Genomic DNA, 13013 nt, shown 5'->3' on the forward strand with positions numbered 1-13013 from the left:
GGACGGCGATCCGTCCCGGGGCCCCTCCGTGCGCTTCGGGCTCAGCCCTGCAGGGCCACCGCGAAGTACTCCAGCTCGGCGGCCAGCTCGGCCGGCACCTTGGCGTGCAGCAGGGTGCCCTCGCCGGTGTGCTCGGTGGAGAGCAGCTCGCCCTCGGCGTGCACCCGGGAGACCAGCGCGCCCTGGGTGTAGGGCACCAGGGCCCGCACCTCGACCGCCGGACGCGGCAGCTCGTCGTCGATCAGCCGCAGCAGCTCCTCGATGCCGGCGCCGCTGCGGGCCGACACCACGATGGCGTGCGGCTCGCGGCGCAGCAGGCGCTGGAGCACGTGCGGATCGGCGGCGTCCGCCTTGTTGATCACCACGACCTCCGGCACGTTCTGCGCGTCGACCGAGACGATGACCTCGCGGACGGCGGCCAGCTGCGTCTCCGGCTCGGGGTGCGAGCCGTCCACGACGTGCAGGATGAGGTCCGCGTCGGCGACCTCCTCCATGGTCGAGCGGAAGGCCTCGACCAGGTGGTGCGGCAGGTGCCGGACGAAGCCGACGGTGTCGGCCAGGGTGTAGAGCCGCCCGGTCGGGGTCTCGGCCCGGCGCACCGTCGGGTCCAGGGTGGCGAACAGCGAGTTCTCCACCAGGACGCCGGCGCCGGTGAGCCGGTTGAGCAGGGAGGACTTGCCGGCGTTGGTGTACCCGGCGATGGCCACGGACGGCACCTGGTGGCGCCTGCGCTCCTGGCGCTTGGTGTCGCGGCCCTTCTTCATGTCGGCGATCTCCTTGCGGAGCTTCGCCATCTTCTCGCGGATCCGGCGCCGGTCGGTCTCGATCTTGGTCTCACCGGGACCGCGGGTGGCCATGCCGCCGCCCGAGGAGCCGGAGCCACCGCCACCCATCTGCCGGGACAGCGACTGACCCCAGCCGCGCAGCCGCGGCAGCATGTACTGCATCTGCGCGAGCGAGACCTGCGCCTTGCCCTCCCGGGACTTGGCGTGCTGGGCGAAGATGTCCAGGATCAGGGCCGTCCGGTCGACGACCTTGACCTTGACCACGTCCTCCAGGTGGATCAGCTGGCCCGGGGTGAGCTCACCGTCGCAGACCACGGTGTCGGCGCCGGTGGCGGCGACGATGTCGCGCAGCTCCTTCGCCTTGCCGGAGCCGATGTAGGTGGCCGCGTCGGGCTTGTCACGGCGCTGGATGACGCCGTCCAGCACCTGGGAGCCGGCCGTCTCGGCGAGCGCGGCGAGCTCGGCCATCGAGTTCTCCGCCTCCTCCAGCGTGCCGTCCGTCCAGACGCCGACGAGCACCACGCGCTCCAGGCGGAGCTGGCGGTACTCGACCTCGGTGACGTCCTCGAGTTCGGTGGAGAGGCCGGCGACACGGCGCAGGGCGGCTCGCTCGCTGCGGTCGTACTGGTCGCCGTCGTAGTGGTGGCCGCGGTCCTCGTCGATGGCCGCGAGGTCCTCGTCCATGAGGGCTTCCGCCCGCAGACCGTCGAGGCGGCGCGGAGCGTCGGCGTGGTCGCGGGTGTCGAACGTGGAGGTCATTCTGTCCTTTGGCTGGCTGGTACGGGTGGCCTTCGGGGACCGCGGTGGCGGTCCCGTACGGAGTCTGCCCAGCTGCCGCCCCGGCTACCGTCCGGGCGGGGTGAGCTACCCCTCAGGTCCCCGGGTGCCCCCGGGCTCCTGTGCCCGGAGAACGCCGTGGACCGGCCGTGAATTCCCCATGATGGTCGCACGCCCGGCGCGGGCCGGTCATCCCCATTTTCCCCGGGACGGCGGCCCCTACGAACCCTCCGGGGCCTGCGGCCGGCTCACGTCGTACACCCCGGAGACCTTGAGCATCGCCCGCATCAGCCCGGGCAGCGCGGCCGGCTCGGGCAGTTCGACGGTGTAGGTGTGCCGGACCCGGGACTCCTGCGGCGGCTCGACCTCGGCCGAGACGATGCCGACGCCCGCGCCGGAGATCGCCGCGGTGAGGTCGGCGAGCAGCCGGGGCCGGTTCAGCGCCTCGGCCCGCAGGGTGGCCCGGTGCCCGGCGGCCGGCGCGCCCTCCGACCGCCAGCGGACCTCCAGCTCGGCCCGCCCGTCCGCGCGCATCCGCTCCCCCGCCGGGCAGCCGGTGCGGTGCACCGCGACCGCGCCGCCGCGGATCGGGTAGCCGGCCACCTCGTCCGGCGGCACCGGGGTGCAGCAGCGGGCCAGCCGGACCGACGCCCCGGGCCGGCCGGCCACCGCGACCGGGGCCGCCCGCCGCTCGGCGGCCGGGCGCCCGGGCGGGACGGGCTGGCCGCCGGCCGGGCCGGTGCGGACCGCCGGCTGCCGGGCCGGGGGATCGGCCAGCCAGCGCTCGATGGCCAGCCGGGCGGCGGGGGTGCGGGCGTGCGCCAGCCACTCGGGGGCGGGCCCGGAGGGCGGTCCGCCGCCGGCCGGGAGGGTCTCGGTGAGCACCGCGATCTGGTCGCCGTCCTCCAGCACGGTGGACAGCGCGGTGAGCCGCCCGTTGACCCGCGCGCCGATACATCGGTGGCCGGTCTCCTCGCCGAGCAGGTAGGCCGCGTCCACGCAGGTGGCGCCGGCCCGCAGCTGAAGCGTTTCGCCGCTCTCCGTCACCACGGTGATCTCGCGGTCGCCGGCCAGGTCGGCGGTGAGCGCGGACCAGAAGGCGTCCGGGTCTGGCGTCTCCTGCTGCCACTCCAGCAGCCGGCTGAGCCAGCCCGGGCGGGCCGGGTCGGTGCGGTCCAGCTCGTCGGCGTCCTGGACGGCGCCGGCCGGGGACGGGTCCCCGAGCGCGACCACCCCGGTCTCGGCCACCTCGTGCATCCGCCGGGTGCGGACCAGCACCTCGACCACCGCGCCGCCGCTCAGCGCCACGGCGGTGTGCAGGGACTGGTAGAGGTTGAACTTGGGCGCGGCCACGAAGTCCTTGAACTCCCCGGGCAGCGGCGTCCAGCAGGTGTGCAGCTCGCCGAGCACGGCGTAGCAGTCGGCGTTCTCCTCGACCACCACCAGCAGCCGCCCGAAGTCGGCCGGCCGCGGCCCCTGCGGCCGGCCGTCCGGCCCGGGCACGGCGGCCCGCCGGAGCAGCACCCGGTGCAGCGAGACGCAGTGCCGGGGCCGGACGGTCACCTCGGCGGCCACCCCGCCCTCGGCCAGCTGGCGGGCCAGCTGCCGGGCGAAGGGCTCCAGCAGGGTGTCCGGCTCGGCCTCGTGACCGGTCATCAGGGCGCGGGTGCGGGCGTGCTCCTCGGGGTGCAGGGTGGCGAAGACGATGTCCTCCAGCTCCGCCTTGAGCACCTGGATGCCGAGCCGCTCGGCCAGCGGGATCAGCACGTCCCGGGTGACCTTGGCGATCCGCACCTGGCTGGCCGGCTTCATGTGCCGGATGGTGCGCATGTTGTGCAGCCGGTCGGCGAGCTTGATCACCATCACCCGGACGTCGTCCCCGGTGGCGACCAGCATCTTGCGGAAGGTCTCGGCCTCGGCGGCGGCCCCGAAGTCGACCTTCTCCAGCTTCGTCACCCCGTCGACCAGGTAGGCGACTTCGGGCCCGAACCCGGCGCCCACCTGGTCCAGCGTCAACTCGGTGTCCTCGACGGTGTCGTGGAGCAGCGAGGCGACCAGGGTGGTCGTCCCGGCGCCGAGTTGGGCCAGGATCATGGTGACGGCCAGCGGGTGGGTGATGTACGGCTCGCCGCTCTTGCGCTTCTGGCCGCGGTGGCTGGCCTCGGCGAGCCGGTAGGCCCGGGCGAGCAGGCCGAGGTCGGCCTGCGGATGGTGCCGGCGGTGGACCCGGACGAGCGGTTCCAGGGCGTCCGGCACGGGCGGCCGGCCGGTGGCGAGCAGGGCGGCCCGCCCGGCCCGGCCGAGGGCGGCCAGGCCGAGCTCCCCGAGGGGCCGCCTGGCCCCTCCCTGCCGTACGGTCGTCGGCTGCCCCAGGGGCTGCCCGGCTTCGATGGTCATCGGCACCTCCGGCAACGGTCGCCGGGCGCCGCCCCGTCCGAGGGGGTGATCTCGACACCCCTCCCCATGGGGTGATCGACCCGGTGGTCCATGCTACCGAGCAGAGCACGTTCCGCGACGCCCTGATTCCCGTCCGCGACCGGTATCACCCGATCGGGGGGATTCATCACCGAACGAATTGGGCAAACCGGGCTGCCGGCCCCCGGGCCTGTCGCCCCGCGGACGCGGGTTCGAGGACGAGCCCCACCGGAGACGGGCCCTAACGCACCGACTCCCACCAGCGCCCGTCCAGCCGGCCCTCGGCCACGATCACCGCCGGACCGGCCATCTCCACCCGGCCGTCCGGGTGCTCGGTGATGACCAGCCGGCCGCCCAGCACGTCCACGGTGTACGAGACCGCCTCGCCGGTGACCGCCGGGTCGGCGCCGTCCCGGCGGATGGCCGCCACCGCCACCGCGCACGCGCCGGTGCCGCAGGAGCGGGTCTCGCCCGAGCCGCGCTCGTGCACCCGCATCGCGACGTGCCGCGGCCCGCGGTCCACCACGAACTCGACGTTGACGCCCTCCGGGTAGGCGTCCGCCGGGCTGGTGAGCGGCGCGGTGTACAGGTCCCCGGCGTGCTCCAGGCTCTCCACGAAGGCCACCGCGTGCGGGTTGCCCATGTTGACGTTCAGGGCCGGCCAGCGCCGCTCGCCGACCGCGACCTCGATGCCGTCCGGCCCGGGCAGCCGGGCCCGGCCCATGTCGATGGTGACGTCGCCGGGCGTGCCGTCCGCGGCGGCCCCGGCGACCTTCGCGGTGAGCACCCCGGAGCGGGTGGCGACGGCCAGTTCGCCCGGCTCGGCCAGTCCGGCCTCGACCAGGAAGCGGGCGAAGACCCGCAGGCCGTTGCCGCACATCTCGGCGATGCTGCCGTCCGAGTTGCGGTAGTCCATGAACCACTCGGCCCGGTCGGCCATCGCCGCGGCGGCCGGGTCGGCGGCGGCGCGCACCACGCGCAGCAGCCCGTCCCCGCCGATGCCGGCCCGCCGGTCGCACAGCGCGGCGACGGTCTCGGGACCGATCTCCAGCGCGCCGTCCGGGTCCGGGACGATGACGAAGTCGTTCTGGGTGCCGTGGCCCTTGAAGAAGGGGATGCCGACCTGCTGGGGGGAGGATGCGCTCACCCCTCCGATGGTACTGAGCCGCCGGGAGGCGCTCAGCGCAGGTAGGCGACCCGCCAGACCGCGAGCGCGCAGGCGGCCAGCGCGATCAGGGTGTAGACCGCGATCGCCTTCCAGCCGGCCCGCTGCCCGGAGCCCCGGCGCGGCAGCCCCGGCCACGTGTAGCCGGCGTGCCGGGCGGCCATCGCGCCCCAGCCCATCGAGGCGGCGGTGAACAGCAGCCCGAGCATCCCGACCATGGTGGCGCGCGCCCCGGCCGAGCCGAAGGCGAGCGGGAAGGCGAACATCAGCGAGCCGAGGGTGCCCAGCAGGGCGATCGGCAGCGTCTGCCACCAGCGCAGCCGGCGCAGCGGGCGGATCTCCCGTTCGTGCACCGCGCCGCCGGGCGGGGTGCGGGTGTCCAGGGCGGGCACCGCGGCCGCGTAGGAGGTCGGCGCCTCCAGGCCGGTCAGCACGGGCAGGTCGCCCATCGTCGACTCGTCGAACTCCTCGGCCGGTACGGTGACGCTCCCGCCCTGGCCGGATTCGGGGCCGGTACCCGTCGACACACGGCCTCCCCTGACAGTTCGACACGAGCGGACTCGCGGCCGGGCACGGCCGGCCCGTTCGGTCGACCCCTACGGCATCGATGATGGCATGTCCAGAGGGGCGTTCCGGGCCTGACCGGGGTCGACGGGTGATCCGTGGCCATCACGTGATCGGCCCGTGACCGCCGGTTCGTCCTGCACGGGCGCCTGCGCGCGCAGGTGCACCGCCGGATTGGCCGGAAACCCTTCCTGCGCGGCCGGAACTCCCTGACGGTCGATCAGTTCCATGGAGCGTTCCAGCAGCTCGACGGGGTCGGTGCCGGCCGGCCGGGAGAGCCAGTGGATCCGGTCGTCGCGGCGGAACCAGGACTCCTGGCGGCGGGCGAAGCGCTTGGTGGCCCGGACGGTCTCGGCCCGGGCCTCGTCCTCGGTGCACCCGCCGGCGAAGTGGTCGAGCACCTGCTGGTAGCCGAGCGCCCGGGAGGCGGTCCTGCCCTCCCGCAGTCCGACCTTCTCCAGCTCCCGCACCTCGTCCAGCAGTCCGGCCTCCCACATCCGGTCGACCCGCAGCGCGATCCGCTCGTCCAGCTCGGGGCGCGGCACGGCGACGCCGATCTGCACCGCCTCGTAGACGGCGGTGTTGCTCGGCAGGTTGGCGGTGAACGGCTGCCCGGTGATCTCGATGACCTCCAGGGCGCGGACGATCCGCCGCCCGTTGCCGGTGAGGATCGCCTCGGCGGCCGCCGGGTCCAGCTCGGCCAGCCGCCGGTGCAGCGCGTACGGGCCGGCCTGCTCCAGCTCGGCCTCCAGCCGGGCCCGCACCGCCGCGTCGGTGCCCGGGAACTCCATCTCGTCGATCGCCGCCCGGACGTACAGCCCGGAGCCGCCGACCAGGACGGGCGTGCGGCCGGCGGCGAGCAGCCGGTCGATCTCGGCCCGGGCCAGCCGCTGGTACTCGGCGACGCTGGCGGCCTCGGTGACGTCCCAGACGTCCATCAGGTGGTGCGGCACCCCCCCGCGCTCCTCCATCGTGAGCTTGGCGGTGCCGATGTCCATGCCCCGGTACAGCTGCATCGAGTCGGTGTTGATCACCTCGCCGTCGAGACTGCGGGCGATGGCGACGGCCAGGTCGGACTTGCCGGCGGCGGTCGCGCCGACGATCGAGATGACGCGCGGGGTACGGGAGCTGCTCACCGCTCCAGTCTCGCAAAACGGCCGGGCGCCCGCGGACCGGGCTGCCACCCGCCCGCGACTGCGCGAGGATATGACTGTTTCCCGGACACTTTCCGGCCGTTTCCCCGGTTGGGCCGGTTTGCGAACGCTTTGCCGAGCCCGGTCGTTGTGCGGGGAACAGCGGATGAAGGAGATCGCCATGGGTCTGATGGACAACCTCAAGGGCAAGGCCGAGGAGCTCAAGGACAAGGCCAGCGAGTTCGCCGGCAAGCACAGCGACCAGATCGAGAAGGCCGTGGACAAGGCCGGCGGCGCGATCGACAAGGCGACCAAGGGCAAGTACAGCGACAAGATCGAGCACGGCGCCGGCAAGGCCAAGGGCGCGGTCGGCGACTTCGCCCACAAGCCGAAGCCGGGCGACGAGGAGCAGCCCCCGCAGGCCCCGCGGTCCTGACCCGCAGGCCTGCCCCGCCGACTTGCTAGGACCAGGACGCCACGAAGTACCCGACCCCGTACGGCGCGTCCTGGTAGCCCAGCCGCCCGGTGAGGCCGGCGCCCTGCGCGGCGCCGGCCAGCACCTGCCAGGGCGCCCGGCCGTCGGCCTTGAGCTCGGCGGCCAGGCCCGGGTCCAGTGCGGCCAGGGCGGGCAGGTCGGCCGTGCCCAGGGCGGCGGCCAGCGCGGTGTCGAAGCCCTCGGCCCGCTCGTCCAGGTAGCCGGGCGCCTTCACCGAGCGGCAGGCACTGCCGTCGCCGAGCACCAGCAGGGCGACCCGGTCGGCGAGCCCGGCCAGGCCCTGGCCAAGGCCGAGCATCCGGTCGGCGGGGGCGTCGGCGGGCACCGCGCAGGCGTGCGTGGGCAGGCCCACCCCGGCACGCTCCAGCAGCCAGGCGCCGACGGTCAGCGAGGGGGCCAGCTCCGGCCCCTCGACCCGCTCGCCGGGCAGCTTGGCGACCAGCGGCACCCCGTAGCGGTGGAAGGAGCCGGCCCCGCCCTCGGTCCACACCTCGGCCGCCGGCCCGGTGCCGACCACCACGACCAGCTGCGGTCCGGCCGCGACCAGCGCCGCGAGCGCCTCGTCGCAGGCCGCGCGCAGGCCGTCCAGCTCGGGCGCGGCCCCGGCGGCGACCTCGGGGACGAGCAGCGGCGGACAGGGGCACACGGCGGCGGCTACCAGCATGCGGATCACTCTAGCCAACGACGACGGCGGCCCGGCGGGAGTGGATCCTCCCGTCAGGCCGCCGTACCGGGCACGGTGTCAGTCGCCGCAGCAGGCCCCGCCCGCCGGCGCGGCCAGTGGCAGCTCCGCCGGGGCGCCGATCTTCGGCAGGCCGAGCAGCACGCCGGCCGGCTTGGCGGCGGGCGCGGCCTGGCGCTTCTCCCAGGCGTCGCCGGCCCGGGTGCGGCGCACCGCGAGCGCGGGGCCCTCGGCGAGCAGGTGGTGCGGGGCGGCGTAGGTGATCTCGACGGTCACCGTGTCGCCGGGGCGCACCGGCTCCTCCGGCTTCGTGAAGTGCACGAGCCGGTTGTCGGGGGCGCGGCCGGAGAGCCGCCGGGTCTGGTCGTCCTTCTTGCCCTCGCCCTCGGCGACCAGGATCTCCAGGGTCCGCCCGACCTGCTTCTTGTTCTCCTCCCAGGAGATCTCCTCCTGGAGGGCGATCAGCCGGTCGTAGCGGGCCTGCACGACCTCCTTCGGCACCTGGTCCGCCATCTCCGCGGCGGGGGTGCCGGGGCGCTTGGAGTACTGGAAGGTGAAGGCGTTGGTGAAGCGGGCCTCGCGGACGACGTGCATGGTCTCCTCGAAGTCCTCCTCGGTCTCGCCGGGGAAGCCCACGATGATGTCGGTGGAGATCGCCGCGTCGGGCATCGCCTCGCGGACCTTCCGGATGATCCCGAGGAAACGCTCCTGCCGGTAGGAGCGGCGCATCGCCTTGAGGACGCGGTCCGAGCCGGACTGCAGCGGCATGTGCAGCTGGTGCATCACGTTCGGGGTCTCGGCCATCGCGGCGATCACGTCGTCGGTGAAGTCGCGCGGGTGCGGCGAGGTGAAGCGGATCCGCTCCAGGCCCTCGATCTGGCCGGCGGCGCGCAGCAGCTTGGAGAAGGCCTCGCGGTCGCCCAGGTCGGAGCCGTAGGCGTTGACGTTCTGGCCGAGCAGGGTCACCTCGATGACGCCCTCGCCCACCAGCGCCTCGATCTCGGCGAGGACGTCGCCGGGGCGGCGGTCCTCCTCCTTGCCGCGCAGCGCGGGGACGATGCAGAAGGTGCAGGTGTTGTTGCAGCCGACCGAGATGGCGACCCAGGCGGCGTACGCGGATTCGCGGCGGGTCGGCAGGGTGGAGGGGAAGGTCTCCAGCGACTCCAGGATCTCGACCTGGGCCTTGCGCTCGACCGCGGCCCGCTCCAGCAGCGCCGGCAGGTGGCCGATGTTGTGGGTGCCGAAGACCACGTCGACCCAGGGGGCGCGCTTGACGATGGTCTCGCGGTCCTTCTGGGCCAGGCAGCCGCCGACGGCGATCTGCATGCCCTTGTGGCGGGTCTTGACCGGCGCGAGCTGGCCGAGGTTGCCGTACAGCTTGTTGTCGGCGTTCTCGCGCACCGCGCAGGTGTTGAACACCACCAGGTCCGGGTCGCCCTCGGGCCCGGCCTTGACGTACCCCGCGTCCTCCAGCAGGCCGGACAGCCGCTCGGAGTCGTGGACGTTCATCTGACAGCCGTGCGTGACGACCTTGTAGCTCTTCAATCCGCTCTCACCGCTCACCAGACCAGGGTACGGGCAGCGGCGAAGGGCTTTTCCCGGAGCTTCCACCACCCGTTCCCCTCCCGTTCGGCCGGAGCGCCTGGCAGTATCCCTGCATGACCCCCACCACTCCGTACCGTCCCGGCGCCGCCGTCCGTGCCGCAGCCCGCAGCCCGTTGTGGCGGACGGTGCTGGTGCTGGTGCTGCTGGTGGCCGGGTTCGGCGGCTGGTGGCTGTCGGCGGGCCGCTCGCCCGGGTACCCGCGCGGCGAGGTCCGCTTCGCCACCGGGGTGCAGCGCGGCGTCTACGACCGGTACGGGCAGCTGCTCCAGGGCCACGTCTCGCGGGCGATGCCGGGGGTGCGGCTGGCCCTGGACAACTCCGAGGGCTCGGTCGACAACATCGGCCGGGTGATCGACGGCCGGGACACCTTCGCGATCGCCACCGCCGACGCGGTCGCCGACTACCACGAGCCCGGCAAGGAGAAGCTGCGGGCGATCGCCCGGCTGTACGACGACTACCTGCAGCTGGTCGTCCCGGCCTCCTCCCCGGTGCGGCGCACCGCCGACCTCAAGGGCCTGAAGGTCGGCGTCGGGCTGCCGCAGTCCGGGGTGAACCTGGTGACCAGGCGGCTGCTGACCGCCGCCGGGCTGGACCCGGACCATGACATCGTCCCGGTGTCGAAGGGCGTCGGCGAGGCCGCCGACGACCTGCGCGCGGGCACCCTGGACGCCTTCTTCTGGTCCGGCGGCCTGCCCACCAGCGCGCTCACCGACCTCTCCGAGCACGTCCGGATCCGGATCGTGCCGCTGAGCGACCTCGCCGAGGCCCTGCACAAGGCCGAGGGTGGCGGCACCGACGCCTACCGGGCGGCCACCATGCCCAAGGGCACCTACCCGAACGCCGAACCGAAGGACGCGGTCGCCACGGTGGCCGTGCCCAACCTGCTGATCACCCGGGACGACGTGGACCCGGGCCTGGTCGAGGGCATGACCCGCGCGGTGATCGACAGCCGGGACCAGATCGGCGCCCAGGTGCACGCGGCCCAGCTGGTCGACCTGCGCACCGCCGTCTACACCGACCCGCTCCCGCTGCACACCGGCGCGGCGCGCTACTACCGCTCGGTGAAGCCGTAGGCCCCGCCCCGGCGGCTACTTCTCCGGCTTCTCCGGCCGGGGCACCGCCAGCGTCACCGCGAGCCCGGTCGGCTTGACCGGCGCGAAGCCGAGCGTGCCGCCGCCGGCCGCCAGCAGGGTGCGGGCGATGGACAGCCCGAGCCCCGAACCGTCCACGTTCTGGTGCCGCGGGCTGCGCCAGAACCGGTCCCCGGCCCGGGACAGCTCGTCCTCGGTGAGGCCGGGCCCGGCGTCGGTGACGGTCACCGCGACCTCGTCCCGGCGCACCGCGACCCGCAGCCGCACCTCGCTGCCGGGCGGGCCGAACTTGAGCGCGTTGTCGACCACGGCGTCCAGGGCCGAGCCGAAGCCGATCGGGTCGGCCATCCCGATCGCCAGCGCCGGGCCGTCCCAGCGCAGCGTGATCCCGCGCTGCTCGGCCGCCGGCCGCCAGGCGTCGACCCGGGCCAGGGTGAGCTCGGCGAGGTCGGTGCGCTCCGGTTCGGGGCGGGCGTGCTCGGCGGTGGCCAGCCCGAGCAGGTCGTCCAGCACCCGGGCCAGCCGGACGCCCTCCTCCCGTACGCCGCTGAGCTCCTCCTCGTGGCCCTCGGGCAGTTCCAGGCCGAGCAGCTCGACCCGCAGCAGCAGGGCCGACAGCGGGTTGCGCAGCTGGTGCGAGGCGTCCGCGACGAAGGCCTTCTGCTGGTCCATGGCGAGCACCACGTGGTCCGCCATCTCGTTGAACGAGCGGGCCAGCCGCTGGAGTTCGGGCGGTCCGCCGCCGGGGGCGACCCGGGCGGCCATCCGGCCGGTGGCGATGTCGTGGGTGGCCCGGTCCAGGGTGCGCACCGGGCGCAGCACCCACTCGGTGAGCCGGACGGCGAGCAGCACGGCGACGATCATCGCGGCGGCCTCGCCCGCGACGATCACCAGCCACTTGTGCAGCACCCGGGTGCGCAGCGCCTCGGTCGGGGACTCGCTCAGCACCACCGCGACCACGTCGCCGTCGCGCACCACCGGGGCGGCGACGATGATCGTCCGGTCCGGCGTCCACGGCCAGACCTGCGGCGGGTTGTGGCTGCGCCGCCCGTCCAGCGCCTCCTGGAAGGCCTGGGCGCCCCAGCCCTCGCCGGGCACCCGCCAGTCGCCCGGGGCGGCGGCGATCGCCACCCCGTCGCGCTGGAAGATGCCCAGCCGGACGCCGTACAGGTCGTGGTAGCGGCGGACCTCGGAGAGGATCGCGCGCTGTCGGCTGAGGTCGCCCGGGGCGGGTTCCGGTTCGCCCTTGCGGGCGGAGTCGGCGGCGCCGGAGGTGGGCAGGTCCTGGGCGAGGCGGGCGGCGTCGTCGAGCCGGTCGACGACGACCTTGGTCTGCTCGGCCGCCGCGACCGCCGCCGCGAGCGGCAGCCCCAGGGCGGCCAGGACGCAGAGCATGAGGGCGATCAGGATGCCGAGCAGGCGGGTGCGCACGTGCGGTCAGTGCTCCGCGGGAGCGGGGGCGGACGGGGCGGGGGCCGACGGGGCGGGGGCGGCCGGCCCCGGACAGTCGGGGATCAGCCGGTAGCCGACCCCGCGCACGGCCTCGACCAGGCCGGGCAGCGCCAGCTTGTTGCGCAGCGAGCCGATGTGCACCTCCAGGGTGCGCCCGTTGCCCTCCCAGCCGCTGCGCCAGACCTCGCTGAAGATCTGCTCGCGCCGGTAGACCACGCCCGGGCTCTGGGCGAGCAGCGCGAGCAGGTCGAACTCCTTGCGGGTGAGCGGCACGTCGCGGCCGTCCACGCTGACCCGGCGGCGCTCCCGGTCGATCCGGATGCCGCGGGACTCCAGCGGGCCGCGCTGCTGCGGCACGGTGTCGGGCGCGGGCACCGGCACCGCGGCGGGGGCGGCGCCGCGGCGGGCCACGGCGTGGATGCGGGCGAGCAGCTCGCCCATGTCGTACGGCTTGGTGACGTAGTCGTCGGCGCCCAGGTTGAGGCCGTGGATCCGGGAGCGGACGTCGGCGCGGGCGGTGACCATGATCACCGGGACGCCGCTGCCGGCCCTGATCCGGCTGCACACCTCGAAGCCGTCGCGGTCGGGCAGCCCGAGGTCGAGCAGCACCACGCGGTACGGCTCGTTGCCGTCCGGCACCAGGGCGTCCAGCGCCTCGTGCCCGCTGCGGGCGTGCCGGACCTGGAAGCCGTGCCGGCCCAGCACCGCGACCAGCGCGGCGGCCACGCGTTCGTCGTCCTCGACGAGCAGAAGTCGCATCCTGTTCTCCTCCTTCCCCCACCTGATCACCAGTGATCACCGGGCCGATCGGTCAAGTCCCGGTCCTGCGCAGTATGAGCCAGTGAACG

At 74.5% G+C, this 13013-nt stretch carries 10 protein-coding genes and 1 pseudogene; 2 read left to right on the top strand and 9 right to left on the bottom strand.

The window, feature by feature from the left end; translation table 11 throughout:
• Positions 1-41 precede the first annotated feature (41 nt).
• From hflX to miaA, 5 genes and pseudogenes are all read right to left on the bottom strand, one after another.
• Positions 42-1544 (bottom strand): GTPase HflX, encoded by a 1503-nt coding sequence (hflX, locus tag ACFU7Z_RS06970; RefSeq protein WP_049658942.1) that lies wholly within the window; start codon positions 1542-1544, stop codon positions 42-44.
• A 237-nt stretch (positions 1545-1781) separates the two neighbouring features.
• Positions 1782-3959 carry a RelA/SpoT family protein gene (locus ACFU7Z_RS06975; RefSeq protein ID WP_380776733.1) on the bottom strand — a complete coding sequence of 726 codons (2178 nt, stop codon included), beginning with the start codon at positions 3957-3959 and terminating at the stop codon, positions 1782-1784.
• Positions 3960-4218: 259 nt separating this feature from the next.
• Positions 4219-5124, bottom strand: coding sequence for a diaminopimelate epimerase (gene dapF, locus ACFU7Z_RS06980; protein ID WP_380776735.1), 906 nt, complete (start codon positions 5122-5124; stop codon positions 4219-4221).
• 32 nt (positions 5125-5156) lie between these two features.
• Positions 5157-5669 (bottom strand): hypothetical protein, encoded by a 513-nt coding sequence (locus ACFU7Z_RS06985; RefSeq protein ID WP_049658893.1) that lies wholly within the window; start codon positions 5667-5669, stop codon positions 5157-5159.
• A 249-nt stretch (positions 5670-5918) separates the two neighbouring features.
• Positions 5919-6842, bottom strand: a pseudogene (gene miaA, locus ACFU7Z_RS06990) (tRNA (adenosine(37)-N6)-dimethylallyltransferase MiaA); the annotation flags it as partial.
• Positions 6843-7005: 163 nt separating this feature from the next.
• Here miaA and ACFU7Z_RS06995 point away from each other — a divergent pair.
• A complete protein-coding gene (locus tag ACFU7Z_RS06995) occupies positions 7006-7275 on the top strand; it encodes an antitoxin (protein ID WP_241853171.1) in 270 nt (89 codons plus the stop codon).
• A gap of 25 nt (positions 7276-7300) precedes the next feature.
• Here the strand turns inward: ACFU7Z_RS06995 and ACFU7Z_RS07000 are convergent, their stop codons facing one another.
• Positions 7301-7999 carry a class III extradiol dioxygenase subunit B-like domain-containing protein gene (locus tag ACFU7Z_RS07000; protein WP_117489707.1) on the bottom strand — a complete coding sequence of 233 codons (699 nt, stop codon included), beginning with the start codon at positions 7997-7999 and terminating at the stop codon, positions 7301-7303.
• Positions 8000-8077: 78 nt separating this feature from the next.
• Positions 8078-9580 carry a tRNA (N6-isopentenyl adenosine(37)-C2)-methylthiotransferase MiaB gene (miaB, locus tag ACFU7Z_RS07005; RefSeq protein WP_255357448.1) on the bottom strand — a complete coding sequence of 501 codons (1503 nt, stop codon included), beginning with the start codon at positions 9578-9580 and terminating at the stop codon, positions 8078-8080.
• A 95-nt stretch (positions 9581-9675) separates the two neighbouring features.
• Here miaB and ACFU7Z_RS07010 point away from each other — a divergent pair, with 95 nt between their 5' ends.
• Entirely contained in the window at positions 9676-10695 is a 1020-nt protein-coding gene (locus tag ACFU7Z_RS07010; RefSeq protein ID WP_074005693.1) for a TAXI family TRAP transporter solute-binding subunit, read from the top strand.
• Between the two features lie 15 nt (positions 10696-10710).
• On the opposite strand, the gene ACFU7Z_RS07015 is transcribed toward ACFU7Z_RS07010, so the two are convergent.
• Positions 10711-12144, bottom strand: a complete 1434-nt coding sequence (locus tag ACFU7Z_RS07015) for a HAMP domain-containing sensor histidine kinase (RefSeq protein WP_049655577.1) — start codon at positions 12142-12144, stop codon at positions 10711-10713.
• 6 nt (positions 12145-12150) lie between these two features.
• Positions 12151-12924, bottom strand: coding sequence for a response regulator transcription factor (locus ACFU7Z_RS07020; protein WP_380776737.1), 774 nt, complete (start codon positions 12922-12924; stop codon positions 12151-12153).
• Positions 12925-13013: the final 89 nt, after the last annotated feature.

Origin of the sequence: Kitasatospora sp. NPDC057518 (assembly GCF_042802075.1) — a bacterium.
Taxonomy (GTDB): domain Bacteria; phylum Actinomycetota; class Actinomycetes; order Streptomycetales; family Streptomycetaceae; genus Kitasatospora.